Source organism: Peptoniphilus sp. GNH (genome assembly GCA_021307325.1).
Taxonomy (GTDB): Bacteria; Bacillota; Clostridia; order Tissierellales; family Peptoniphilaceae; genus KA00134.
Genome location: CP089931.1, coordinates 765,478 through 792,200 on the forward strand (window position 1 = coordinate 765,478; position 26,723 = coordinate 792,200).

Genomic DNA, 26,723 nt, shown 5'->3' on the forward strand with positions numbered 1-26,723 from the left:
CCTACCCATTTTATTATAATATTTTTTCTTAGTCAAATGTTCTCTTGCTCAGTTTATAAACTAGGGAATCTTTATCCAAAATTACATCATCTTTTGTCAGAACAGTCCCCTTTTTTATATCCCTCTTAGCATAAGTTTTTTCATTTATAAGTCCTATTGGAACATAGGAGTTTTCTTTTGCAAGCTCATATTTTTCAAGACTACCATAAATGGATCTGCCTCCTATGCCTTCAATAAGTTCAGATTTTTTTATGTCCTTCTTGGCTATGCAAACCGTTTCTGCTATCGGCTCATCTGCTATCGGTTCTATGGAGGCCTGTCTTAAAACAACGGCCTTGGCAATAGAAACCGGTGTCTCGATGCTTGTTAAATGATAGGGGCGATATAGGACATAGTTAGGGCCCTTGCCCATTTGCAAATATCTCATTTCCCTGTCTATAACTTTATTCTTAGCCCTCACAATGGCAAAGACTCCAGGAGCAATTCCCCTTACAAAATCTACGACCTTATAAGAATTTAAAATTCCTCCTTCCTCCTTCAAGCACATCTTATCGCACAAATCTTCTATACCCGATTCAATATTATGGCATCCCAACTTATCAGGCAAAAATCCAGTCGCATTTGCAATCGCATTTAATTCGATCATGGTATTAGTTCCATCTACAAAAGATGTAAGCATCCTTGCCGACAAGCCCTTAGACTCGGCTTCAGCTTTTAAATCTTCTGGTGTAACATCGACTTTTAGTGGATTGTTCTTTCCTTTTCCAAGAGCCAAAACTTCAAATCCGACAAACTTGGCAAAGTCATAAATCTCATTTATAGCTCCCGGCTCATCTCCATAAGAGCCAGAATACACAAGTCCTTTTTCTTCGGCTCTTCTTTTTAATTCATGGCCTACGATTACATCCATCTCTACGTTTAGACTCACTATATCCTTGCAAGCTTCAATTGCCAAAAGACTCATTTGAGCTCCAGCTTCCACATTTCCTGTGCAATCAACAAGAACATGAACACTAGAAAGACTTGCAGCTATTTCCACCTTGTCGGTTCCCACTATGAAGCCATCTTTTTGAGCTCTTTCAGCTTCGTCTTTACTTTTGCAAATCTTGTAATTTTTTATTTTCAAAGATTCAAATACTTCAATTACCGACTCTATTCTTCTAGAGCACAAGCAAGACGGGTTAAAATTTTCTAAATCTAAAATCTGAGCAAAAAGTGATCTGCCCATCATGCCTGCTCCCACTATGGAAACATTTATAATTCCAAATTTTTTCAACTCTTTATTCAAAAAATTCATATATCCTCCTCGGATAAAGACTTCGCTGCCAGAGCAGCTGATGAAAACGCCCACTGGATATTGTATCCTCCGCAATCTCCATCCACATCCAAGACCTCACCAATCACATAAAGTCCCTTTACCAATTTCGATTGCATATTGCTCTTATCAATATCCTCAGTAGCTATGCCTCCGCAAGTTATCTGTGACTGGCCAAAAGAATTTAGTCCGACAACATCAAAAGTGTACTTGCAAAGTGTTTCTATAATTTTATCATTAAATTGCTTACTTGAAAAATGCATTTTTTTCAAAGTTTCCTTTACAAGCTTTATAAATTTTTTGTCTATGAAGGCCTCTAAAATCTCATCTAGATTGAATCTATTGCTGTCTAGAGAATTTCTCAAAAGTTCTAAAGTTTTGTCATCCAAATTATTTATAAGAGGCATCTCTATTTTGAGTTTTTCCTTTAATATTCTTTCTCCTACTTTTCTTGAAATATCTAATATAGGTGGTCCAGAAATTCCATAGTCAGTAAAGAGCAAATCCCCTTCTTTTTCAGCTAACAAATTCTCGTTTGCCAAAAGTCTGACCCGACCTTGGACCTTAGTTCCCGATATGTGTTTTAAATATGGACAATCAAGCTTTATTTGAACAAGCCCCGGAAAACAATCCGTAACCCTATGGCCAAAATCTTTTAAAATTTTATATCCGTTGCCATCAGAGCCGGACTGGGGCATGCTCATTCCTCCACAAGCAAAGACCACCCTATCTACATAGTAAGGCTCTCTATCCTTAAAAAACAACAAAAAGCCCTTGCCCTTTCTTTTTATTTGTTTTAAGTAGTGGTCAGTTTTAATTTCTACACCCTTTTTTTCTAAAAGTCTCAAAAAAATATTTAAAAGAGTCGACGCTTTCAAGGTTCTAGGATAAATCTTGCCCCTCTCAAGCTCGAGTGATGAAAGGGCTGCCTCTTTCTTAAAATATTCTATGAGAGCCTCGTTGTCAAAATATTCCAAGGCAGGCTCCACAAACCCTTCCTGCTCACCATGATAGTGCTTGGCTTTTATATCTACATTTGTATAGTTGCAACGTCCATTGCCTGTTGCAAGAAGTTTTTTGCCTATCCTGTCATTTCTCTCAAACATTATTAGCTTGTGGTTTTTTATTTGCAGGGCAGCCATAATGCCGGCAGGCCCGCCTCCTATAATTCCAATTAGCATACTATTACCTTCTCTTTTTTCATATTCTAAATTATAACAAGAAAATCTTATTTGTCCCAATGTTTAACTATTCTAGCATTTGATGTAATATTATTACAAAAGGAGGAAAAGATGAACAGCATAAGTAAAAGATTTATAAATTACGTAAAATTTGACACTCAATCAGATCCTAAAAGTGACACTTGTCCCTCGACAGAAAAGCAAAAAGATTTGGGGAATTTTTTGCTAAAAGAACTCCATGAGCTGGGACTTGAAAATGCCTATATGGATAAAAATGGCTATGTCTATGCCCACTTGGAAAAAAATTGCGAAGAGGATATACCCGCAATAGGTTTTATAGCTCATATGGATACAGCGCCCGATTTTTCTGGCACAAATGTAAATCCTCAAGTCTTCACCTATAAAGGAGGAGATATCGAGCTAAAATCAGAAAGAATAATCAAAAGAGATGATTTCCCCTTCTTAGATGATCTAGTAGGTCAAGAGATAATTACAAGCGATGGCAACACCCTCTTAGGAGCCGACGATAAGGCTGGTATAGCGATTATATTAGAAGCTCTTAGTGAAATTGTAAAAGACCAAGAATTTAAGCATGGGAAGATTTGCATAGCCTTTACTCCTGATGAAGAAATCGGCAGAGGCGCCGATCTTTTTGATGTGGATGGCTTTGGGGCAGATTTTGCCTATACCTTTGATGGAGGTCCCCTAGGCGAATTGGAATTTGAAAATTTTAACGGGGCTGCTGTAAGAGTTGAAATTGACGGAGTAAACATCCACCCCGGATCTGCCAAGGACATCATGGTAAATTCTCTTCTTATCGCATCAGAATTTATAGAAAATCTACCAAAAGACCAAAGGCCCTCAACAACTGAAGGCTACGAAGGCTTCTACCACGTTTTAGAAGTCTCTGGCACTGTTGAAAAAACTTGCATTGAGCTTATAATAAGAGACCACGACAGAAAAAAATTCGAAGCCAAAAAGTGCTTCATAAAAGATTTGACAGACAAGTTGAATAAAAAATACAAAAATCTCATAAAGACAAGTATCAAAGATTCCTACTACAATATGCGAGAAATTATAGAAAAAAATATCCATATTGTAGAGCTTGCCAAAAAATCCATGCAAGATATAGGTATAAGACCTTTGGTCACAGCCATCAGAGGTGGTACTGACGGAGCAAGTCTTTCATTTAAGGGTCTGCCCTGTCCAAACCTCTTCACAGGCGGCTATAACTACCATGGTCCCTATGAGCTTATCCCAACCGAATCCATGCAAAAAGGCAAGGAGCTTATGATTAAAATTTTAGAAAATGCGAGGAAAGTGAATTGAAAACAGATATAGAAAGAATTTTGCAGCACTTTAAAAATATTTCCGACATACCCAGAGGATCTGGAAATGAAGAAAAAATTTCCAATTACTTGAAAGCTTTTGGCGAAAATTTAGGTCTTGAAGTAGTCCAAGACGATGTCATGAATATAATTATAAGAAAACAGGCTTCTAAGGGATATGAAAACTCAGACCCAGTTTGCATCCAAGGTCATATGGATATGGTCTGCGAAAAAACTTCCGACTCTTGCCACGACTTTTTAAAAGATCCCATAAAAAATATACTGGATAAGGACTTAGTCCATGCCGATAAAACAACCCTAGGAGCTGACAATGGCATAGCCCTTGCAATGGCAATGACAATTCTAGAAGATAAGAGCCTAGACCATCCTGCCTTGGAATGTCTTTTCACAGTCGAAGAAGAAACGAGCATGAAGGGTGCCAACAACTTAAAGTCATCCGATTTGAAGGCTAAATTTCTTTTAAATATCGATTCTGAAGACGAAGGTGAACTCACTCTCGGAAGTGCTGGAGGCAAACTTTACAAGGCTGAATTTAAAAGCACCTTTGAAAATTTAAGCAATGAAAGTGCCTATAAAATTTCTCTAAAGGGACTTTTGGGCGGACATTCTGGCGTTGAAATTGACAAACCAAGAGGAAATGCCATCAAAATTTTAGCCAAGCTTGCTTGTGAATTGGATGATATAAGAATCTGTGACTTTTCAGCAGGCACAAAGCAAAATGCCATACCAAATACCGGCTATATAACACTTGCAAGCAAAAAAGAAGGCTTTCTTGCAGAAATCGAAGCCGGCATAAATAAAATTAAAGGCGAATTTAAAAATCTTGATGGAGAACTAATTTTTAATATCGAAGCAAGTTCAGAAAAGACTGCCCTCACAAAAGAAGAATCTAAAAGGCTTTTGGGATATCTTTTAGACTTATACACCGGGCTTTACTCCAAGATGCAAGAAGGATTCTTGGAATGTTCCTGCAACCTTGCAATCATAAGAAAAACTGACCAAGGATTTAAAATTTTGAATTTGGAAAGATCTGCAAAACTAGATAAGCTAAAAGAACTAGACGACAAATTAAATAAAACTTCTGAAAAATATTCAGTATCTTTTGTCTGGGAGGGCGATTACCCGACTTGGGAATACAATAGAAATTCCCGTCTAAAAGATCTAGCCATGAATTTATATAAAGAAGAAACTAAAAAAGACATGAAAATTTCCATAACCCATGGTGGACTAGAATGTGGCGTATTTTCACAAACCTTCCCCCATATGGATATCATCTCCTTTGGACCAAATATAAGACACGCTCACACGCCCAAGGAATACATGGAAGTCTCCTCTGTAGAAAGAGTCTATGACTACACTAAAAAACTTCTTCAAAGACTCAAATAATAATTAAAAAATTCACCTAACAATACAAAAAGGCTCTGACATCTCTGTCAAAGCCTTTTTTATAATCCCATAAAAATTTTTATATAAAATTATAATCTTATGGGAAAGTTATTAAATTTTTAATTTCATCATGCCAAAAGTTTTATCAAGAAAGGCAAGATTAAAACTGAAACAAAGCCTGCCAAAGCTATCGAAAGACCGCTCATAGCGCCTTGTACTTCTCCCATTTGAATGGCCCTTGATGTGCCAGCAGCATGGGATGCAGTTCCTATTCCCACTCCTTGAGCAACTGGATCCTTTACTCTTAAAATCTTCATTACACTCGGAGCTATGACAGCCCCGCCGATTCCAGAAACAACCATGCAAACCACAGTTACAGCTTGGATGCCACCATACTCAGCAGAAATCGCAACTCCGATTGCAGTTGTCAAAGACTTTGGCACTATGGATATAGTTATAACTTGATCGAGTCCCAATAATTTACTCAAAACAAAAACACTTACTACAGAAGTCAAAACCCCTGATATGACTCCCGCCATAACCGGCACAATATTTTTTATAAATAAGTTAAAATTTTTGTACAAATTTATAATCAAGGCAACTGTTGCAGGCGCAATTAAAAAAGTTATGTATGAGCCCCCAACATTAAAATCCTCGTAGGGTATCTTGGTCACTTTCAAGAAAATTATAGTTAGTATCATGCCCATCAAAAGTGGATTTGTAAGAGGTGATTTAACCCTCTTGTTTATTTGAATCCCAATCATGTACATAATAAGAGCAAGCAGAATGCCAAACACAGGCATTTTTATAAGATCAGCCATTTTTTGCCCCCCTTAATTTCTGAACAAGTTCTACTACCTTTGCAGAAACCCCCATGGTTATAAATAGAGAAACTATAGTTATAATTAATATTTTTGGCAGATGCTCGCCCAAAATATCCATAGAATTCATAAGAGAAGCAGCTATTGGAACAAATAAAAAAGCTAAGTTTTCTAAAAGCAAATGAGCAGCCGACTCCACATCATCTAATTTCACAATCTTTGCAAGCATTAGAACCAACAAAATAAACATCCCATATATAACACCCGGGATGGGAAAATCAATTAATTTTCTGCAGACATCTCCAAGAAATAGGCACAAAAATATTATCGTCAAACCCTTTAAATTTTTCATATCCATTCCTCCAAAACAAGTCTGGGGGATCGCTCCCCCTAAAACTCATATTACTTTACCAGGATTCAAAATTCCGTTAGGGTCAAATGCCTTTTTAATTCTTCTCATTAATTCAATTTTGTCTTTTCCTTCGTATTCTTCAAGGAACTTCTTCTTGCCTGAACCAACTCCATGTTCACCAGAAAGGACTCCGCCAACAGCATAAGCCTTGGTGTAAAGAGTATACATCCATTCATCTACTTGCTTTTTAAATTCATCTTCTGCCATGTCGTTAGAAACTGCAAATACGTGGATATTACCATCTCCGCAATGGCCTACATATTGAACATAGAAATCATATTTCTTTGCAGATTCTTTAACTGTGTCCATAAATTCAGGTATTTTTGAAATTGGAACAGCAACGTCACATTCATCAAGCAATTTGAATTGTTGAACAAGTGCTTCATACATAGCAGCTCTGGCAGCCCATGCTTGAGCCTTTTTATCAGGTGTATCAGCTATAAATGCATCTAGACCTTCATTTTCCATCAAAACTTCTGCTGTCTTTTCAGCAATTTCCATGAGCTCATCTTCATTGTTGCCGTCAAATCTTATAAGCAAATAAGCGCCTATATCTTGTCCGTCAATACTGTGTTGGAAAGTAGTCCTTCCAAGGTATTCTTCGCTAAATAAAACCATATCAATTGGCAAAAATTCACATGATTGAGGATGGATGTGAGCCATGAAAATCTTAGGCACTGCTGCTGCAGCATCGTCTAAAGTTTTAAAAGGAACAACCAAAGATAAATCATATGGTGGCACTGGCAAAATCTTTAATGTAAGTTTAGTTATTATTCCCAAAGTACCTTCTGAACCTACGATTAGTTCCTTGATATTATAGCCTGAAGATGTCTTTCTGGTGTGACCGCCAAATTCCATAATTTCACCTGTTGGCAGAACCATCTCGATACTTTGAACAGCATCACGAGTAGTACCATATTTTACAGCTCTCATACCACCAGCATTTGTCGAAACATTGCCACCCAAGGTTGCATATCTTTCGCCAGGATCAGGTGCATAGAAAAATCCTCTTTTCCTTGCATCTTGATCCAAATCTTCCAAAAGCACTCCTGGCTCAACTGTAACCAAGAAATTATCCAAATCATAACTTAAAATTTTGTTGAAAGTTTGCATATTGAGCATAACACCGCCGCTATGTGCTACTGCTGCGCCTACGATACCTGATCCAGCTCCTCTTGCTAATACTGGAACCTTATACTCATTACAAATTTTCATTATTGCTGAAACTTCTTCAGCACTATGTACATCTACTACCACATCCGGTTTTGCTGTACCATAAATCGGCATTTCATCTCTGAAATAGTCAGGATTTATAGTTTCCCCAAAATATACTTTACCGGAAACAACTTCTTGAATCTTAGCAACGACTTCTTCATTTACCTTGTTTAACATTTTTTCCCTCCTAGATTTGTCAACAAATGAAACAATCTTGCATAGAACAAATCTTCCCCTAAATAAAATCCAAAAACAATTTTAGCAAAAACAGTTTAGTAAAATTTAGGCGCCAAAATTATCTTTGTTTTTACAAGTTAGAAAATATGCTCATATATATTAAAATGCTCAAAATTTTAAGCAATTTAATCCCCAAATTTATGCTATATATTCAAATATCAAGCTGCATTTATAAAATTATGAAAACGTATTTATATCTATACATATTATATTTCTATGATTTTGAAAAGTAAAGACATCAAATTAATTAAAAAAAGCTAGACAAAGATAAAAAATATCTACATCTAGCCTTTTTAAACGTATAAATATCTTTAAAATTTTTTTGCAAACATTTCCCTGCTTAAAATGCAATCTTAAAATAAAGAGCAATAAAGCAAAGGATTATGGCAGCGGGTACATATACATATTTTCCCAAATAGTACCAAAAATTCCCTGCTCTTTTTTTAGCTCCGGTGTTTATTTCCTCCAAGAGATCTTGCTTTTTCATTATCCAGAAAAATGAAAAAGCGCCAAAACTTGCTCCCAAAGGAATTATATAAATAGAAACTAGATCCATCCAAGGTCCCCAGCCTCCCATTATTGCACCGGCTACGCCTCCTATTGGTTCCATAAATAGACCCGGCAAAAAGGTTATAAGTCCAATAAGAACAAGAGCCCTGGGCCTAGTAAGTCCTTTGAAATTATGAATCAAGGACTCGCAAACTACCTCAAACATATTTTGTAGGGAAGATATCCCCCCAAAAAGCACAGCCAAGTACAAAAATATGGCAAAGATTCTGCCCCCTTCTATACTTTTCAAGATATTCGGCAAAGTTACAAATAAAAGTCCTGGCCCCCCTTGAGGATTTTCAGAAAATGAAAACAAGGCTGGTATCATGACAAGAGCAGCGACCATGGCAGCAAGAGTGTCAAAAAAAGCTGTCTTTTTAGCTCCCGAGACTATATCTTCGTTTTTGGGCAAGTATGCCCCGCAAACTATCATCCCCGAGCCCGTTATGGACAAGGAGAAAAAGGCCTGACCCATGGCTCTTACCCATACATTTGGCTCTTTTAAAAGACTAAAATCTGGTTTAAACATATGAGCATAACCTGCGATAGCTCCCGGTAAAAAGTAAACTCTAATAGCTAAAATTACGAATAAAATAAAAAATAAGGGCATCATAATTTTGTTGGCCTTTTCTATGGAAGTCGCCCCCTTAAAGCAAGTCAAAAGAGTGATGGCTATAACCAAAAAATGATAGCTAATAACCGAAAAATTATTTTGCGAAAATGATGCGAACCAATCTTCGGGCACAACTTGGAAAAGACTTCCGGTCAAGGCTTGCCACAAGGACTTAAACACATAGGAAATTATTACAGCATATCCTATGGCAATGCACAAAGACCCTAAAAGCGGCAAAAATCCAAGTGCCTTTCCGAATTTTCCAAGGCCTCTTTGACCCCAAACTTTTTCATAAGCACCCAAGGTGCCAGTCGATGCAAATCTACCTGCAGCATATTCAGAAGAAAGACCCACATAAGAAAAAAGCGAAATAAACAACAAATATACAATTATAAAGGCACCCCCGCCATTTTGAGTCATTATATATGGAAAGCCCCACACATTTGCCATGCCCACAGCAGATCCTACCGTAGTAAGTATAAAACCCCACTTTGATTTAAACAAATTCTTCTTCATCCATATCCTCCACAGTAAAATAATGTTCTCTGTATTTTATTACATTAAACCCATGAAGTAAAGTATTTTTTGTAAAACTTACTCAAGTCTTAAAATAAAAAAATCCACCGAAGCAAATCGGTGGATAGTCTAACTTATTTTAAGCCTTCGTAGAGAGTCCCCTCCATACTGTCTATATATCTTTGAGCGTTTATTGCGGCAATAGCTCCATCTCCTGCGGCAGTAACCACTTGGCGAACAGTCTTTTTTCTTACATCGCCCACTGCATAAACCCCATCTATATTTGTCCTCATCTCATCATCAGTTACTATATAGCCCTTGTCTAGCTTGAGCTTTCCTTCCACAAGCTTTGTTTGGGCTACATTTCCAATAAAGACAAAAACTCCAAAAGGTTCTTCCTTGCCAGAAATATGAGTTACTTCTCCAGTCTTTAAATTTTTGAGTACAAGTTCATCTACAATCTTGTCGCCCCTTATTTCTTCAACAACACTGTCCCAAATGAACTTGATATTAGCTGTATTTTTGGCCCTATCTTGCAAGTCCTTAGAAGCCCTTAGCTCATCTCTTCTATGCACGATGTAGACCTCTTTTGCAAACTTGGCTATAAAAAGCGCCTCATCAACTGCAGAATCTCCTCCGCCAATTACATAGACAGGCAAATCTTGGTAGAAGGCAGCATCACAAGTCGCACAATAAGAAATTCCCCTTCCCTTGAATTCCTTTTCTCCAGCAACACCCATTTGTCTTGGCTCAGCTCCACTTGCAATAATTATCGTCTTAGTTTCAAAAGTCTCCCCATCAGTCATGACTTTCTTAACCTTGCCATCCAAATCTACCTGCTCCACAGTAGCATATTCAAACTCCGCTCCAAATTTCACAGCCTGATCCTTCATGACACTTCCAAGGCTCATGCCGTCTATAAATTCAATGCCCGGATAATTTTCAACTTCAGCAGTCCCGGAAATTTGTCCTCCTTCGACAGCCTTTTCCAAAACTAAGGTCTTGAGTTTTGCCCTTGACGCATACATGGCGGCTGTTAGTCCACCAGGCCCTGCTCCAATTATAATTAAATCGTACATGTATTCCTCCTATGAAAATATAAGTAATAAAATAATCTGCTTGCTTTAATACTTTTATTATTACCCTTACAAAAATTTTAAAAACAATTTTCTAATTGAGTTATAGATGATATCATAAATTAAGGAGGAAGTATGAAAAAATTAATTAGATTTATATATGTAAGCCTGTTAGCAATTTTTATTTTTATGAGCCCAGCCTATTGCCTCAGCTTAGAAAATTGGGACTCCAAAATAAGCCTAGATAGGTCTGGCACCCTTCATGTGATAGAAAGTATAGACTATGATCCCAAAGGCTATTTAAACGGTGTTTTTAGGACTCTAAATGTCAATCCTAAGGAGGAGTTTGACCTCGTATCTATAAGTGTAGACGGAAAAGAAATAAGCCTTGCAGACAAGCCCAAAAAAGGCGACAAGGACGTATTTTCTCTAAGTAAAGATGACAAGCAAATAAAAATTAAAGTTTTCAAACCGGGCAAAAATACCTTTCAAGTAAAATATGATTACAAAATTAAAAACACCATCAACACTGGCAAAGACTTTGATTTTTTAAAATACAGAGTTTATGACAAGACCAAGGATAAAGTAAAAAATTTCAGCTGTGAAATTCATCTAGAAGGTCTTGATAAAAAGGTAGAGACCCTTTCAAATTTCGATTTCAAATCAGAAAATGACTTGAGCTTTTCGACAAGAGAAGCAGACAAAAACAAGGCTCTGGAATTTTCTTTAATCTTTCCTAAATCATCCTTTACAACTTATAAAAATCACTACGACTTAGAAAAACAAGACTATATCAAGTCCTATAAGGAAGAACTTGAAAAAAATATAAAAAAAGATGAGGAAAGAAAAATCATCTTGACCTACGGCATCCAGGGTCTTCTCGCTCTTTTATTGCTCCTTTTTCTTTTCAGATACAAGAAAATCAAAAAAAAGGCCCAAGCATCCAGCAAAAAACTCGGCCACCTCATGCCCCTATCCCCCTGCTTGGCAAGCTTTTTGACCCAGGGTTCTGCCTATGCCAACCCCGCCCTTTTTGCAAGCCTTTTAGACTTGGAAAGGCGTGGCTTTATCAAAATTTATGAAGAAGATTATATCACAGCCAAAAGCCATAAAAAGAAAAAAAATTACATCTTCAAAAAAATCAAAGACGATGGCATCTCCAAGAACGAGAAAAAACTTTTTGAAATACTCTTTGAAAATTCCGATGTGTTTGAAAGCAAAAATATAAACTCAGAAAGAGCTCAAAGCCCCGATAGCTTTTACTCGAAAATGACAACATGGATAAAATCAGTTAATGAGGAGTTGACAGATCTTGGCCTAAAACCAGAAGGCTCATCCCACTACATCTACGCTGTCCTTAGCATATTTGTTGCAATCGCAGCCATAACAAACACCGGATTTTCAATATCAATAGCATCCTATAAGGCTCTGCCTTCTAGCATCTTTCTCTTTGTCTTGGCCCTTTATCTCGCATATAACTTTTTGTCAATCAACACACCTCTCGGCTATGAACAGTTAGACTATTGGAGTAAGCTTGCAAAGGCCCTAAAGCAAACAGCTAAGGCCGAAAGCGAGATAGACTTAATAAAAAGCCACAAGGAAGAAATGTTACTTTATAGAATCGCCCTTGGTATGGACTATGATTCCAACCTAAAATTTGCAGAAGCTCAAGCTATAAATACTTCAAGCTTTTTGCCCCTCTATTGGATAGTAACTAGCAAGAGAAATTCTCTCATGCAAGAAAGCATCTCTAGAAGCTTCACAGGCTCAGACTCAATAAGCGGCGCAGGCTTTTCACCTTCTAGCTCCTCAGGCGGAAGTGCAACAGGTGGCGGCTCTACTGGTGGTTTTTGATAAGTTAATCCAGTATATTTATTACTTTTAAATATCTAAATACAAAAAACTGTTGGATTTTATTTCCAACAGTTTTTTTGTAAGCCCCTCGGCTCGTATTTAGTTTTAAGCTAAGCCTATCTGTCTATATTAGATATTAGAGCATATCCTTCTAGATCGTATAGATAGGAGTAGGATGTGCTTGCTACAAGTATTTCAAAGTAAGCCCAATGGCTTTCTTTTAAGTCTGTGAAGCCTTTTATTTCACTCTTTACTTTTCCTAAGCTATTTTCCTTAACTTTTCTTTTGTCGAAGTGATTTAAGATTTTTACTGCTTCTGCTCTTGTTATGGCTGCATCTGGTCTAAAGCTTCCGTCTGGGTAGCCTTTGATGTGGCCGTTTGCATAGGCTCTTTCTATGGCTTCTTGATACTTGTGTCCTCTTATGTCTTTCATGTTAGTTGTTTTTTTGTTGTCTTTGTCTAGATAGAAGAGGGCTCTTGCGAATTCTGCTCTTGTTATGGCTTCGTCTGGTCTGAAGTTTCCATTTTCGTCTGTTTCCATGAGGTTTTTCTTTATCATGGCGTTTATCGCTGAGTTGTACCATGCATCTTTGGTGTCTTTTAGACCTGGGTTTTTGCTATTGCTTAGGTCTAGTCCTGCTAGTTTTGCTATCATTGAGGCTGCTTCTGCTCTTGTTATTTTTCCATTTGGTCTGAAGCTTCCGTCTGGATATCCTTTGATGTAGGCTTCTTTGTGTCTTAATTCGACCTTCTTTTCTTCTGTCTTTTCTACTTTCTTTTCTTCTTCTTTTGCCGGTCTTATTATTATGCCAAATTGAAGTTGTCTTGAGTAGCTATTGTTTACAGAGTTTTCTTGTGCGTTTTGATTTCTTCCTGAAGCTTCTGCTACAATGTTTGTTATTTCGTTTTCGTTTCTCGCATTGTCTATGTTTCTTTCTGCTTCTTGTCTTTGTTCTGGACTTAGGTTGTTGAGGTCTGAGATTTTTTTCTTGGCGTTTTCTTTTTGTGCTTCTAGAACTATGCCATCTACTTGTGCCTTGTCTGCTGCCCCGTCTACTCTTCTTTCGTAGTCATCTTTTTTGTTTTGGTCTAGCTTGTCTAGGGCTTCTATTTTTCGTTTTGCTTCGTCTTTGTATTCTATTAGACTTTTTCTTTCAGTTTGCTTTGTATTGGCATCTTCTACTGCTGCATTTATTGCATTTTCATCTTGAGCTTGATTTATTGCTTCATCTGCTGCTTGACGTTCTCCGTCTTCTAGCTTGTCCATAGCGGCTATTTTCTTTTTAGCATTTTCTTTTTGAGCGTCTAGAACTGCACTATTGATGTCGTTTTCGTTTTGCGCCCCTTCTATTCTTGTTATGAAGGGTGATTTTTCATCTTGGTTTAACTCTTTTAGTGCTTCTACCTTAGCCTTTGCTGCTTCTTTAGATCTTTCTAGTTGTTCCTTTTTTTGGTTTTCTTGGTCTAGGCGTTCTTTAGCTTGTCTTACTTGACCTAAACGTCCTTCTAGCTCAGCTTTCTTGCCTGTGTCTGTTACCTTGTCTACCTTTTCTTGAGCAGCTTGTATTTCTTCGCCTTTTACTGCTCCATTTTTGTCTTCAAGGTCTTTTACTGCTTTTTCTGCTATGATTTGATTTAGTTTTTCTTGAAGTTCTTGTTTTTTAGCAGGATCTGTAACTTGATTTATCTTTTCTTGAGCTTTACTTATGTTTTCGCCTGTGATGTCAGCTCCTGTTAGTCCGTCTAAGGCTCCTTGTGCTTCGCCTTGGGCGTCTTTTTCTTTTTTGTCTTTTACAACCTTATTCAAGCGGTTTTGATAGCCTTGTTTCTTTTCTTCTGTCTTTACCTTGTTGATTTTTCCTTGAGCATCTTGTATCGCTTCATTTGTAACATTGGCATCTGGTTTTTCAAGCTTTTGTAAGGCTTTTTCTGCTTCTAGTTGAGCCTTGGCTTCTTTTATTTGATCTAGTTGTCCTTGTAGTTCTTGTTTTGTAGTAGGATCTGTAACTTGATTTATCTTTTCTTGCGCATCATCTATTGCAGCATCGGTGACATTAGCATCTGGCTTTGATAGATCTCCTATGGCTTTTCTTGCTTCGGCTTCTTTTTTTGCTTTTTCTGCGTCTTTTGCTGCTTGGTCTGCTGCCTTCTTTGCTTCTTCTGCTTCTTTTGCTTTTCTTGCTGCGTCTTCTGCTTTTTGGTCTGCTTCTGTCTTTGCTTGGTCGGCAGTTTGTTTTGCAGTGTCTGCATCAGTTTTTGCTTGGTCTGCTGCAGTCTTTGCTTGATCTGCTGCTTGGGCCTTTGTTTTTGCGTCTTGATCTGTTGGATCTTTTTGCACTACTTGGTCTGCAGCTTCTTTTGCAGTCTTTGCTTTTTCTGCTGCTTCTTTTGCCTTATCTTGCGCTTCTTGTGCTGCTTTTTGGGCCTTTTCTGCTTCTTTTGCTGCTTGGTCTGCAGCTTCTTTTGCAGCGTCTGCTTTTTCTTTTGCTTCTTTTGCTTTTTTTGCTTTTTCTACTGGGTCTTGTTCTTGGTCTGCAGCTTCTTTTGCAGCCTTTGCTTCTTGTGCTTTTCTTGCTGCTTCTTCTGCTTTTGCGTCTGCTGCTGTCTTTGCTTGGTCAGCTGCATCTTTTGCAGTGCCTGCATCAGTTTTTGCTTTTTCTGCTGCAGTCTTTGCTTCTTCTGCTGTTTTCTTTGCTGCTGCTTTTTCTGCGTCTTTTGCTGCTTGGTCTGCTGCCTTCTTTGCTTCTTCTGCTTCCCCTGCTTTTCTTGCTGCGTCTTCTGCTTTTTGGTCTGCTTCTGTCTTTGCTTGGTCGGCAGTTTGTTTTGCAGTGTCTGCATCAGTTTTTGCTTGGTCTGCTGCCTTCTTTGCTTCTTCTGCTGCTTGGGCCTTTGTTTTTGCGTCTTGATCTGTTGGATCTTTTTGCACTACTTGGTCTGCAGCTTCTTTTGCAGCCTTTGCTTTGTCTGCTGCGTCTTTTGCCTTTTCTTGTGAGTCTTTTGCTTTTTCTGCAGCTTCTTTTGCAGCTTCTTTTGCCTTTTCGGCTGCTTCTTTTGCAGCGTCTGCTTTTTCTTTTGCTTCTTTTGCTTTTTTTGCTTTTTCTTGTGGGTCTTGTTCTTGGTCTGCAGCTTGTTTTGCTTGGTCTGCTTCTTGTGCTTTTGTGTCTGCGTCAGTTTTTGCTTGATCGGCAGTTTGTTTTGCTTGGTCTGCTGCCTTCTTTGCTTCGTCTGCTTTTTGTTTTGCTTGATCTGCTGCTTCTTTTGCTTCTTCTGCTGTCTTCTTTGCTGCTGCTTTTTCTGCGTCTTTTGCTGCTTGGTCTGCTGCCTTCTTTGCTTCTTCTGCTTCTTTTGCTTTTCTTGCTGCGTCTTCTGCTTTTTGGTCTGCTTCTGTCTTTGCTTGGTCGGCAGTTTGTTTTGCAGTGTCTGCATCAGTTTTTGCTTGGTCTGCTGCAGTCTTTGCTTGATCTGCTGCTTGGGCCTTTGTTTTTGCGTCTTGATCTGTTGGATCTTTTTGCACTACTTGGTCTGCAGCTTCTTTTGCAGTCTTTGCTTTTTCTGCTGCTTCTTTTGCCTTATCTTGCGCTTCTTGTGCTGCTTTTTGGGCCTTTTCTGCTTCTTTTGCTGCTTGGTCTGCAGCTTCTTTTGCAGCGTCTGCTTTTTCTTTTGCTTCTTTTGCTTTTTTTGCTTTTTCTACTGGGTCTTGTTCTTGGTCTGCAGCTTCTTTTGCAGCCTTTGCTTCTTGTGCTTTTCTTGCTGCTTCTTCTGCTTTTGCGTCTGCTGCTGTCTTCGCTTGGTCAGCTGCATCTTTTGCAGTGCCTGCATCAGTTTTTGCTTTTTCTGCTGCAGTCTTTGCTTCTTCTGCTGTTTTCTTTGCTGCTGCTAGATCTTTTGCTGCTTGGGCATCTTCTTCTGCTTGGGTTACTGCTTGATTGATGCCATTTTCATCGTTTGCAGCTTGTATTGCTTGATTTGCTTTGTCTTTTTTATCTGTTGGCAAACCATCTATTTCTGCCACTTTTTTCTTGGCATTTTCTTTTTGAGCTTCTAGAACTATCTTGCCTACATCATCAATTGTGCTTGCGGCTTTTACTCTTGTCTTGAAGCCATCTTTTTCTGCAGTGTCTAACTTTTCTAATTTGTTTATGGCTTTTTCTGCTTCGGTTTTTGCTTCGTTTAGTTTGTCAAGGTTTTCTTTAGCTTGTTTTACATCGTTTAGACGTCCTTCTAGCTCAGTTTTCTTGCCTGTGTCTGTTACATTATTTATTTTTTCTTTGGCTTTTGTTATTTCTCCGTCTGTTACGTTTCCTTTTTTGTCTTCAAGCTCTTTTACTGCTTTTTCTGCTATGATTTGATTTAGTTTTTCTTGAAGTTCTTTCTTTTTATCAAGATCTGTAACTTTATCTATTTCTTCTTGAGCCTTTTTGATGTTTTCGTCTGTGATGTCATCGCCTGTTAGTTTGTCCAGGGCTTTTTGAGCTTCGCCTTGGGCCTTATCTTCTTTTTCTTTTGCCTTTTTCGCTTCTTTTACTTGGTCTAGACGTCCTTCTAGGGCAGTTTTCTTGTTTGTGTCTGTTACCTTGTCTATTTTTTCTTGAGCAGCTTGTATTTCTTTGTCTGTTACTGCTCCTTTTTTGCCTTCAAGGGCGGTAACTGCTGCTTCTGCCACTTTTTCTTTTATGGTGTTTAGACGATCTGTTAGGCTTTGTTTCCAGTCTTGTTTTACTGTATTTATTAGACCTTCTGCATTGCTTATGTCGTCGTTAGTTACTCCTTCTATGCTCTTGCCTTCGATTTCTTTTAATTTATTGTCTGCCTTGATGTATTTGTCTACTTCTGCTAAGCGATTTTCTAGATCTGTTTTGGCTTGTCCATTTTCTAGAGCGTCTACTTTTGCCTTGGCTTGGTCGTATTTTTCTTGTGTCTTTGCTTGTTCTGCTGCTTCTACCAATGCTGTTGCTTCTGTTAGTTTTTCGTAGGCTGTTTTATTTGTTTTTATGGTGTTTAGACGTTCTGTTAGGCTTTGTTGCCAGTCTTGTTTTACTGCGTTTATTAGACCTTCTGCGCTGCTTATGTCGTCGTTACTTACTCCTGCTATGCTCTTGCCTTCGATTTCTTTTAATTTATTGTCTGCTTTGATGTATTTGTCTACTTCTGCTAGACGATTTTGTAATTTTGTTTTGTCTTGACCTTGTGTTAGGGCTTCGACTTTTGCCTTGGCTTGGTCGTATTTTTCTTGTGTCTTTGCTTGTTCTGCTGCTTCTACCAATGCTGTTGCTTCTGTTAGTTTTTCGTAGGCTGTTTTATTTGTTTTTATGGTGTTTAGACGTTCTGTTAGGCTTTGTTTCCAGTCTTGTTTTACTGCTTTTATTAGATCTTCTGCGCTGCTTATGTCGGTTGGTGTTACGTCTGCTATATTTTTGCCTGCAAGGTCTTTGATAGCTTTGTCTGCTTTGATGTATTTGTCTACTTCTGCTAAGCGATTTTCTAGATCTGTTTTTGCTTGTCCATTTTCTAGAGCGTCTACTTTTGCCTTGGCTTCACCATATTTTTCTTGTGTCTTGGCTTGTTCTGCTGCTTCTACCAATGCTGTTGCTTCTTTTATTGCCTTTTGTTTTTTGATTTCATCAAGTTTTCCTTGTAGCTCTTGTTTCTTTGCTGGATCTGTTACTTGATTAATTTTCTCTTGAGCTTTTTTTATGTTTTTGTCTGTGATGCTATCGCCTGTTAGTCCGTCTATGGCACCTTGTGCTTCGCCTTGGGCTTTCTTTTCGTCAATAGCTTTCTTTACTTCTGTTAAGCGTCCTTGAAGAGCTGTTTTTTCATTGCTGTTTTCTAATGCATCAACTTTTGCTTTTGCTTCGTCATATTTGTCTTGTGTCTTTGCTTGTTCTGCTGCTTCTACTGCTACTGTTGCATCTTTTAAGGCTTTGTTGGTTTTGCCTTTGGCTTCTGCCTTTGTTTTTATTTCTTCTGCTGCTGTCGCATTTTTTGCCTTGTCAACTTGACCTTGGAATGTTGTTTTTTCGTCTGCTTCTAAGCCTTCTATGTTTCCTATTGCTGTTTTTATTTCTTCTTTTTTGCTATTTAGGTCTTTTAAGGCTTGGATGGCTTGGCCTAAGTCTTGGGCTTTTGCATCTATTGTGTCTTGGTTTCTTTCTGTGCCAGCATCTATGTTTTGTATCATGGCTTGGGCTTCTGCTACTTTTGTTTGCAGGGTCTTAGCTGGGTCTGATGTGGTGTCTTTTGCCAGTAGCCCGTTTGCTTCTTGTATTTTTGCTTCTAGAGATGTTTTTTCTAATGCTTTAGCACTTGCCGTGAAGACTTGGTCGCTGTTTATGCTTGTGTCTTGTGCTGGGGACCATAAAATCTTTATGCCAAATCCATTTTTTGCTGTGGCTTGGGGGAATTCTCCTACCGGTAGGCTTGTACCATTTTTTACATAGAATTTATCTGTATTTGCTAATGATTCTACCCCTTCTCCCACCTTAAAGCTTACTTCGCTTGTACCTTGTGGCTTGGCATAGGTCGGGTTTTTGTCGTATGTCTTTTGTCCTGCTTGAGGATTGTAATTATCCAAGGCACTATTTAATTTTTCTTTGAATTCATCTACAACTCTTTGCGTACTATTTTGGTTTTCGAAACAAGTTTTTGCCGAGTCAAAGGCTTCTTTTAAGGCATCGTCAACAGCTTTGCTTACCCATGTCCTTCCCATGAACACATTAGAGCCATCATCTGCTATTACATCTGCTTTTGTTATATTCTTGTAACGGTCTAGGGTCTTTTTTAATTCTTCCTTTTTTGCTGAAATTTGCCACTTGCCTATATATTTCATTTCTGGATACTTGCTGATACTATTCGGATTACCTTTAAAAGGTCTGCTACTTGTACTCCAACCATTAAATTTCCAAACATTTCCAGTTTCTTGATCGGTCCATTTGTCAAAACTATCACTTGTATTTGCCGAATATCCTTCGTCAGGATTAAAGTACACGCCATAATTAGCTGGCTTTAACTGTTTTAAAGCATCGGGCAGAGTTTCCCCCTCTATAGCTTCGAAGTTAAATGAAACTCGATGTAATACCAATTTTTTGGAATTTTCCAAATCCATGCCTGGATAGGATCCATTATTGTAACTTTCTCCCGGATCTTTTACATAGATATGCTTTATTTTATCGCTAGTGAAGGCATTTTTTCCAAGTTTCACATTTTTGGTCATATTTCTAAAGTCGATGTCTCCCGAAATTGGATTTTTTGCGAAAGCTTCTTCTCCAATTTCTTCAAGATTAGGCATCCCTTCGAAATCAACTGAGCTTATATGATTTTCAGAAAATGCTTTTCCTTCAATTCTTTTTAAACTCGGCAGATTACTGAAGGTAACTTTGTATAATTTGTTCATTGGAAAAGCTTTATACCCTATACTCTCAAGCTTTGGCAAGTTTGAAAGTGTCAAACGATGAATATATTGGTGTTCGTATGTTGGATTATATCCATGAAAAGCTCTATTCATAATTCTTTGAAGCTCGTTCAAATTTTCGAGCTTCAACTCATCCATTCTCAAAACTGAAGAAAAAGCAGCTGGCCCAATATATCTTAGATATTTTGCCTCGCTTACGTCTGGGAAAAGTGGAGAATTACCGCTGGATTCATTAAATTCAGGAATAATAGAGAATCCTCCCCATATTTCACCATATTTACTTTTTATAGTAGCTCCTAATGCCACTATTTTTTTGCCATATATAGTTGCAGGAATCTTTATCCTCTTTCCAGTATATTTTCTTTCTAGACTAGGAGCTACGTCGTGTTGTCCTTCGTTTTTTAAGCATATTCCCACTTCTCCAGAAGCCGCTCTGTAATAAGGCTCTGGATTATCACTTACTGCATTTTGTTCTCGTGTTGTGTCGAATGGATCCATTATTACACAATCATAGGGATCAAGATTTATAAGTTCACCCTGTGCAAAGCTTGATACAGGAAAGACTCCTATTAACATAATAATGGCCAGAAGTATGCTCCCTAGCCTTCTTGCTTCAAATATTTTCTCTTTTTTCTTTTCGTATTTTTCTTTCAAAAGTTTCACTCCTTCTTATCCTTGTTAAGATTTGGGTACAAAGATACAGTTTTATCTGAAAAAAATTATATATATATATATATATATATATATCAAGTAGGCATCAGGCTATGTCTAGGTTCTAAATTGTATTTTTTCTTCATATCATTTTTTGTAAATAGATATATTTTTTTGATTAAAACTCACTTATGCTCGTTTTAAAAGTGTACTGCTTCTATTTTTGACCGCAAAAAAATTTTTTTGAAAGCAAAAATAGGAAAAGACAGGGCTTATGGTCTCCTTGTCTTTTCCTATTTATGATTTTATTTAATTTTGCTATTTTGTTTTATGTTTTAAAATATTTTTATATTAGGCATAAAAAATGATAGACCCGACCGAGCCTATCATATTTTGGTGCCGAAGGTGGGACTCGAACCCACACGGTGTTGCCACCACGAGATTTTGAGTCTCGCACGTCTGCCAATTCCATCACTTCGGCAAGTGAACTTGCATTAAGACGTTCTTTAGTTTAACATGTTTACTGAAATTTTGCAATAACTTAAAGGAGCTTTTATGACAAAATCTAAAGTTTTTGATTCGAATAAGCTTATAAGCGATTTAAAGAGTCTAGCCGATCCTTCTTATAAGGATTTTATGGCGGGTCTATTGCCAAATCTGGATCCTAAAAGCATAATTGGCGTTCGTATGCCTGCTTTGCGCTCCTACCTCAAGGGTCTTGGCTCTTTTGATGAGGTCGAGGTCTTTTTGAGGGACTTGCCCCATCGCTTTTATGAGGAGAATCTCCTACATATGATGATAATTTCAAGGCTTAAAGATTATGACTTGTGGAAGGAGGAGCTTGTCATCTTCTTTCCCTACATAGATAATTGGGCTGTCTGTGATTTGCCTGCTAAGAAGGACCTTCTTAAAAATGCCCATGATTTAAAGGTTTTTATAAGAGAGCATTTGAAAACGGACTTGCCCTATCAAATCAGATATTTGATTAATCTTTTGAGGGTTTTTTATTTGGACGATTTTTTTGATGATGAGGTGCTAGAGCTTGTCCTTAAGGTGGATAGTCCTTCTTATTATGTGAAAATGATGAAGGCTTTTTTTGTTCAAAGTCTTTTTGTAAAAGACAGGGACTTAGCCTTGAAGATTTTGAGAGATAAGGTCTTGGATGAAAAGACTCAAAAAATGGCTCTTAGAAAAATTTTGGATTCTAAAAGAGTTGATAGGCTTACTAAAGAATATATAAGGAGCTTGAGCTTGTAAAATAAAAACTGATAAGGTGATGTCCTTATCAGTTTTATTTTTTATTTTATCAAGTTTCTCACTTCGCAGAAGAGGTCTTTATTTTCTTTTACGGCTTCTCCTCCTATGACGCAGTAGGTCTTTGTTTTTAAAATCTCTTCTAAGAGCTTGCTATATGATCTGATTTTTTCTAGATCCGTCTTTAAGGCTTCTTGCTTGGCTTTTTTTAGGTCGGATTCTCTTTGCCCTTTGATGTAAATGCCTAGGGATAGGTCGGCTTTGGATGCTAAGTCTAGAAGTGGATTGAAGGTGTTCATAGATCCGATTATATAGTTTTTCAAGTCTTGGTCGCTTATTTCCACTTTGGAAAGGTAGCTTGGCAGACTTTCAAAGACGTCCAAGGTCTCTTTGAGTTTGGGGTCTCTGAAGGAGTTCATCTTGGCAATTTTTTCTCTCGAGAAATTTATGCCCATGCCATAGGCTCCTCCAATGGCTCTTATGTTGGTGTAGAGGTAGTCTAGGCTTAGGAAATTTTTTAAGACTTCCATGGACCCGTCATAGTCGCCGAATGAATCGAAGTTTCCTCTTTGGCAGACGAAGTTTACGTTTGATGAGAAGGTGTATCCCAGATTCATTTTTTTGTTTAGGCTTAGGCTGATTTCATTTTCGCTTTGATAACTCAACCTTTCGATTAGGCCTTGGGCTACTTTTTTGAATTCCTCTTCTGCATCTTTTTCGCCAAGTAGATGGATGATTAGATCTTTTTTGTTCAAGATTTTGCCATATACTTTTTCTAGTCTTTCTTTGAGGGCTGGGAAATTCTCGTCGCAGTCTTTTAATGTTTTTATGATGTGGTCGTAGTAGTCGCTTCCGACTGTCATATTGGCGAATTTGCCGCTTTCTGTATTTTGTGCTTCTAAGACAGCAAATCCAAAAGAATTTGGCATTGCCATAAAGGAGCTTTCTAGAGCTGATTTTTCTTCTAGTAGCAGGTCTTTTATCCTCTTTTGATCATCAAATTTGGTCTTGGTGAGGATTTCTTCTATTAGTTCAAAGGCTTTTTCGCCCTGTCCTTTTAGATATTTTACTTTGCTGATGAATTTTCTCTTGGACTTAGCTTTGCATTGGAAGGCTGTGAGGGCAAAGCTAATGCCACCCGATCTTAGATAGATTTCTTTTTCAAGGTCTTGGAAGCTATAATTTTCAGTTGAAAGTCCATTTAAAAATAGGTCTATAAGAGCCAAGTCTTTTAGCTCATCTTCTCTCAGGTGGTCTATTTTAAATGCCAGGCTTGCATAGCTTATTTTGTTGGCAGCTCCTTCAAGGAAGAGGTACTTGGCACCCTTTATTTCTGAAACTACGGGGTCTATCTTTGCCACTTCGGTGTCTATATCTGACAAGTTAAGACTTGGTAGGTTACTTTTATCTTCTTCGCTTGACTCTGATTTTTGATAGACTTTTAGTTCTTTTGTATCTTTTATTATTTGGTCTAGTTCTTTTTCTGATAGAGTCTTTTGATAGGCGAGCAAGTCTTCTCTTTGCTTGTCCTCTCTTTGCTTTTCCCTGCCTTCTTGGGGTAGGATTGTCAGCTCTACCTTGTAGGGGTTGTCTATTAAATATTTTTTTATGAAGTCTTCTATATAGCCATGGTCTAATTTCTCTCTGATTTCTTTTATATGTTCATTTATGATTAGTCCTTCATAGGGACTTCTGTCATATAGCCATGAGTTCAAGGCTCTTAGTACATAAATTATTGATTTGTGTGGACCCGAGCCTTCTCTTATGGAAAATTCATACTTGTTTAAAGTCGACAACACGTGCTTTTTGTCTAGGCCTTCTTTTACGATTTTAGCAAGCGTGTTTTCGATTATATCTGCAAATTCCCCCATCCTATCTCTGGATGTGTTTTTGGCAACTATGGTGAAGTCATAAGGAAGTGACGAGTTAGTCGTGAAGTATATGTCTTCTCCCAAGCCTTTTTCTTGGAGCGCCAGTTTTATTGGACCCGCATCTGATGTAATCAAAAGTTCAGAAATGAAATTCATCATGAAGTCTATATTTTTATAGGTTCTATCTTGGACTACTACCGAATAGGTGAGGACGTCCTTGTTTTCAATTTCTTGACCCGGGTCAACTGAATAGTAGTCTATAAGGCTCTTTTTTTCTTTGAAGGGCTCGTTTAGCTTGATGCCAGAGTCTGGGTTTGTCTTTTCAAATTTGCCTATATAGTTTTTGTCAATAAATTCAAGTGCCTTTTCCATATCCATGTCCCCGTAGAGGTAGATGTAGGAATTAGACGGATGGTAATAGCGCTTATGAAAAGCTAAAAATTCTTGATAGCTGAGTTTTGGAATCTCCATGGGGTCTCCTCCCGAGTTGACTCCATAGGTCGAATCGGGATGGAGATTTAAGCTCAAAGCATTGTATATTTGGGAGTCAACTGATGAGTAGTCTCCTTTCATCTCGTTAAAAACAACTCCCACTCTCTTGAGTTCAGATTTTTTGTCTTCAAGCTCATAGTGCCAGCCTTCTTGTCTAAAGATTTTTTCTTCTTCATACATTCTTGGATAGAAAACTGCATCCAGATAGAGGTCCATCAGATTGTAGAAGTCTTTTTCGTTTCTGCTGGAAAGTGGGTAGACAGTCTTATCAGGGAAGGTCATTGCATTTAAAAATGTCTGCATAGATGACTTTAGCATGTCCATAAAGGGCTCCTTAGTCCTATACTTTCTAGAGCCTTGCAAAACACAGTGCTCTACTATGTGGGCTGTCCCTTTTGAGTCCTCTGGAGTTGTCCTAAAGGCTATGGCAAAGGTTTTGTTGCTGTCATCGTTTTCGACTGTCAAAACCCTTGCTCCAGTTTTCTCGTGTTCATAGATTTTGCAGTTTCCTGCGACTTCTTCGAGGTATTTTTCTTCAATAAATTTATAGTTTTTCATCTATCCTTCTTTCTTTTTATTTTATAGAGTTTTTTCAAACCATTTAGCAGTGGTGTCCATCAATTCGTCAAATTCTGTCATTGAACCTGTAAAAATGTTAAAAGTATGGTCTGCTTTTTCTATTACGTGCTTCTTGCTTTCTTTGTTAGGTGATGCCTTTAAGATTTCATCTGCTGATTTTGGTGGAACAACATCATCCTTGGCTCCATTTATTGCCATGATTGGGGCTTTGATTCCTTTTATCTTGTCTATTATTTTTACATTTTTTACATCTTTTGCCCATGAAAGACCGAATTTAAGAGGGCTTCTCCAGCCAAATTCAACTGTATAATAGCCATTTTTTTCTGCTTCTTTATATTGAGCATCAGTCATCATGTCTGAAAGGTCTAGAGCGCCTGCCCAAGTCAAGACTGATTTAAAATCTTCGCTTGCAGCTGCTGCCAAGAAGGCATCAGTTCCGCCTTGAGACCAGCCCATTACACCAATTTTGTCTTTGTCTACTTGTTCTAAGCTCTTTAGATAATCTTTGGCTGCTAGGGCATCTTCTGTTGCTGTCTTGTAATCGTATCCGATGTAGTCTTCTTTGGAATCGCCTACGCCCATGAAGTCTATACGGATTGAGGCTATCTTATTTTCTGCAAATTTTTCAGCCATGTAAACATATCCGTTGCCGGCTTCGTCTTTATTTGAACCTGTTCCATGAAGCATTACGACTGCTTTTAGGGCTTTGCCTTCCTTGGGTAGAGTCACTACTGCTGGCACCTTTCTGCCATTTGCATCTATGAGCAAGTTTTTTTGTAGGTAGGACTTTTCGCCTAGTCTTGCTATCATGCCGACTTTTTCAAATTCTACTTTTAGTCCCATTTTTTCTGCTATGAGTCTCAATGGCACATAGAGTTTATCTCCTTCAAGAAATGGCTTTATGTCTTCTATTTCTTTTTCGCCAAATATATTTTTTACCTTAACGGCTTTATCTGCGACTAAGTCAAAGGATAAGTCTTCGGATGTGATTTTCACTTCTTTCTTGTCTTCTGATAGGTCGAATTTATAAAGGTCCTTGATTGCTTTTAGGTCTTTGAAGTAGTCCCAGGGTACATATGTAACTCCCTTTATAAGTCTAGTTGCAACTCCATGTTGGTCCTTGTCAAAATAAACTTGAATAGATTTTTGAGAATTTGCTTCTGGACTTGTTTTTGTTTGAGCAAGTGTTCCCAAGGGCATAAGGCTTACTGCCAAGCCTGAAACTAGAGCTAATTTTTTAAAGTTTTTCATTTTTTTCCTCCTCTTTGAGTGGTCTTTGCACTCTTTGACTCTTTAGATTCACCTTTTATTATCCAGCTACATTCACATAAGCTTGGTAAGCGGATATTTTTTCAAGCTCATCAAGGTGAAATTTCCCAAGAGAGTTGGATGACCCACACGCAGTGTAGATTGGATCAATTCCTTTTAGACTATCATCCAAGTAGACCTTGCAAGGTTCTTTGTAGGCATAAGGACATACTCCTCCTATTCTAAATCCCACAAGCTCCTCTACCTCTTCGTGTTTTAGCATCTTCATTGGAAATCCAAACTGAGCCTTGTATTTTTTCTTATCAATCATCCTATCAGCCGGCAATACTATTAAAATCGGTTGACCGTTTTTGTCCTTTAAACTTATAGTTTTTACTATTTCTTTGCTGGAACATCCCAAGGTCTTGGCCGCTTCTTCGCTCGTAGCTGTGGACTCTTTAAAGATCATAATTCGATCTTCTAATTTGAATTTTTTTAAATACTCTCTTACTCTTTCTAGACTCATGCTTTCTCCCGGATAATTTAATCTAAGCCAGATAGACAGACTTCTTTGGTGCCTTGTTTTAGTCCAAAAATTTCTGTCTATCTGTTTCAAATTATACCACAAGTTTTTTCTTCCTACTTAAAAAATAAGACCCCTACTTTTAGGAGTCTTATTTTAAATTCTAAAT

At 37.8% G+C, this 26,723-nt stretch carries 15 protein-coding genes and 1 tRNA gene; 4 read left to right on the forward strand and 12 right to left on the reverse strand.

From position 1 onward, the window contains the following. Positions 1-28: 28 nt before the first annotated feature. Positions 29-1,297 carry an NAD(P)-dependent oxidoreductase gene (locus LV469_03875; GenBank protein ID UHR03437.1) on the reverse strand — a complete coding sequence of 423 codons (1,269 nt, stop codon included), beginning with the start codon at positions 1,295-1,297 and terminating at the stop codon, positions 29-31. Next, positions 1,294-2,496, reverse strand: coding sequence for an aminoacetone oxidase family FAD-binding enzyme (locus LV469_03880; protein UHR03438.1), 1,203 nt, complete (start codon positions 2,494-2,496; stop codon positions 1,294-1,296). Before LV469_03880 ends, LV469_03875 begins: the two co-directional genes overlap by 4 nt. A gap of 111 nt (positions 2,497-2,607) precedes the next feature. On the opposite strand from LV469_03880, the gene pepT reads away from it, so the two are divergent. Together pepT and pepD are read left to right on the forward strand one after the other, a co-directional pair. Then, positions 2,608-3,825, forward strand: coding sequence for a peptidase T (gene pepT / locus LV469_03885; protein ID UHR03439.1), 1,218 nt, complete (start codon positions 2,608-2,610; stop codon positions 3,823-3,825). Beyond that, a complete protein-coding gene (gene pepD / locus LV469_03890) occupies positions 3,822-5,231 on the forward strand; it encodes a beta-Ala-His dipeptidase (GenBank protein UHR03440.1) in 1,410 nt (469 codons plus the stop codon). Before pepT ends, pepD begins: the two co-directional genes overlap by 4 nt. Before the next feature lie 128 nt (positions 5,232-5,359). On the opposite strand, the gene LV469_03895 is transcribed toward pepD, so the two are convergent. The 5 genes from LV469_03895 to trxB form a co-directional block, all read right to left on the reverse strand. Further along, entirely contained in the window at positions 5,360-6,052 is a 693-nt protein-coding gene (locus tag LV469_03895; GenBank protein ID UHR03441.1) for an LrgB family protein, read from the reverse strand. Then, a complete protein-coding gene (locus LV469_03900; GenBank protein UHR03442.1) occupies positions 6,045-6,404 on the reverse strand; it encodes a CidA/LrgA family protein in 360 nt (119 codons plus the stop codon). The genes LV469_03895 and LV469_03900 overlap by 8 nt, the downstream gene beginning before the upstream one ends. Before the next feature lie 45 nt (positions 6,405-6,449). Continuing rightward, the gene (locus LV469_03905; GenBank protein UHR03443.1) at positions 6,450-7,856 is read right to left on the reverse strand and encodes an FAD-binding oxidoreductase; all 1,407 of its coding nucleotides are present in this window, start codon (positions 7,854-7,856) and stop codon (positions 6,450-6,452) included. A 400-nt stretch (positions 7,857-8,256) separates the two neighbouring features. Beyond that, complete coding sequence (locus LV469_03910) at positions 8,257-9,594, reverse strand: sodium-dependent transporter (protein ID UHR03444.1); 1,338 nt, start codon at positions 9,592-9,594, stop codon at positions 8,257-8,259. Between the two features lie 134 nt (positions 9,595-9,728). Then, positions 9,729-10,673, reverse strand: coding sequence for a thioredoxin-disulfide reductase (gene trxB, locus LV469_03915; GenBank protein UHR03445.1), 945 nt, complete (start codon positions 10,671-10,673; stop codon positions 9,729-9,731). Between the two features lie 132 nt (positions 10,674-10,805). Between trxB and LV469_03920 the strand changes: the two genes are divergently transcribed. After that, positions 10,806-12,524 carry a DUF2207 domain-containing protein gene (locus LV469_03920; protein UHR03446.1) on the forward strand — a complete coding sequence of 573 codons (1,719 nt, stop codon included), beginning with the start codon at positions 10,806-10,808 and terminating at the stop codon, positions 12,522-12,524. Between the two features lie 116 nt (positions 12,525-12,640). Here the strand turns inward: LV469_03920 and LV469_03925 are convergent, their stop codons facing one another. Next, positions 12,641-20,590, reverse strand: a complete 7,950-nt coding sequence (locus tag LV469_03925) for an S-layer homology domain-containing protein (protein ID UHR03447.1) — start codon at positions 20,588-20,590, stop codon at positions 12,641-12,643. Positions 20,591-20,981: 391 nt separating this feature from the next. Next, positions 20,982-21,068: transfer RNA gene (locus LV469_03930), tRNA-Leu, on the reverse strand. A gap of 74 nt (positions 21,069-21,142) precedes the next feature. Between LV469_03930 and LV469_03935 the strand changes: the two genes are divergently transcribed. Continuing rightward, complete coding sequence (locus tag LV469_03935) at positions 21,143-21,844, forward strand: DNA alkylation repair protein (protein UHR03448.1); 702 nt, start codon at positions 21,143-21,145, stop codon at positions 21,842-21,844. A gap of 41 nt (positions 21,845-21,885) precedes the next feature. Here the strand turns inward: LV469_03935 and LV469_03940 are convergent, their stop codons facing one another. The 3 genes from LV469_03940 to LV469_03950 are packed head-to-tail and all read right to left on the reverse strand — an operon-like array spanning position 21,886 to position 26,557. Next, positions 21,886-24,762 (reverse strand): insulinase family protein, encoded by a 2,877-nt coding sequence (locus tag LV469_03940; protein ID UHR03449.1) that lies wholly within the window; start codon positions 24,760-24,762, stop codon positions 21,886-21,888. Positions 24,763-24,783: 21 nt separating this feature from the next. Further along, entirely contained in the window at positions 24,784-26,034 is a 1,251-nt protein-coding gene (locus LV469_03945; GenBank protein UHR03450.1) for a prolyl oligopeptidase family serine peptidase, read from the reverse strand. 58 nt (positions 26,035-26,092) lie between these two features. Further along, a complete protein-coding gene (locus LV469_03950) occupies positions 26,093-26,557 on the reverse strand; it encodes a YbaK/EbsC family protein (GenBank protein UHR03451.1) in 465 nt (154 codons plus the stop codon). Positions 26,558-26,723: the final 166 nt, after the last annotated feature.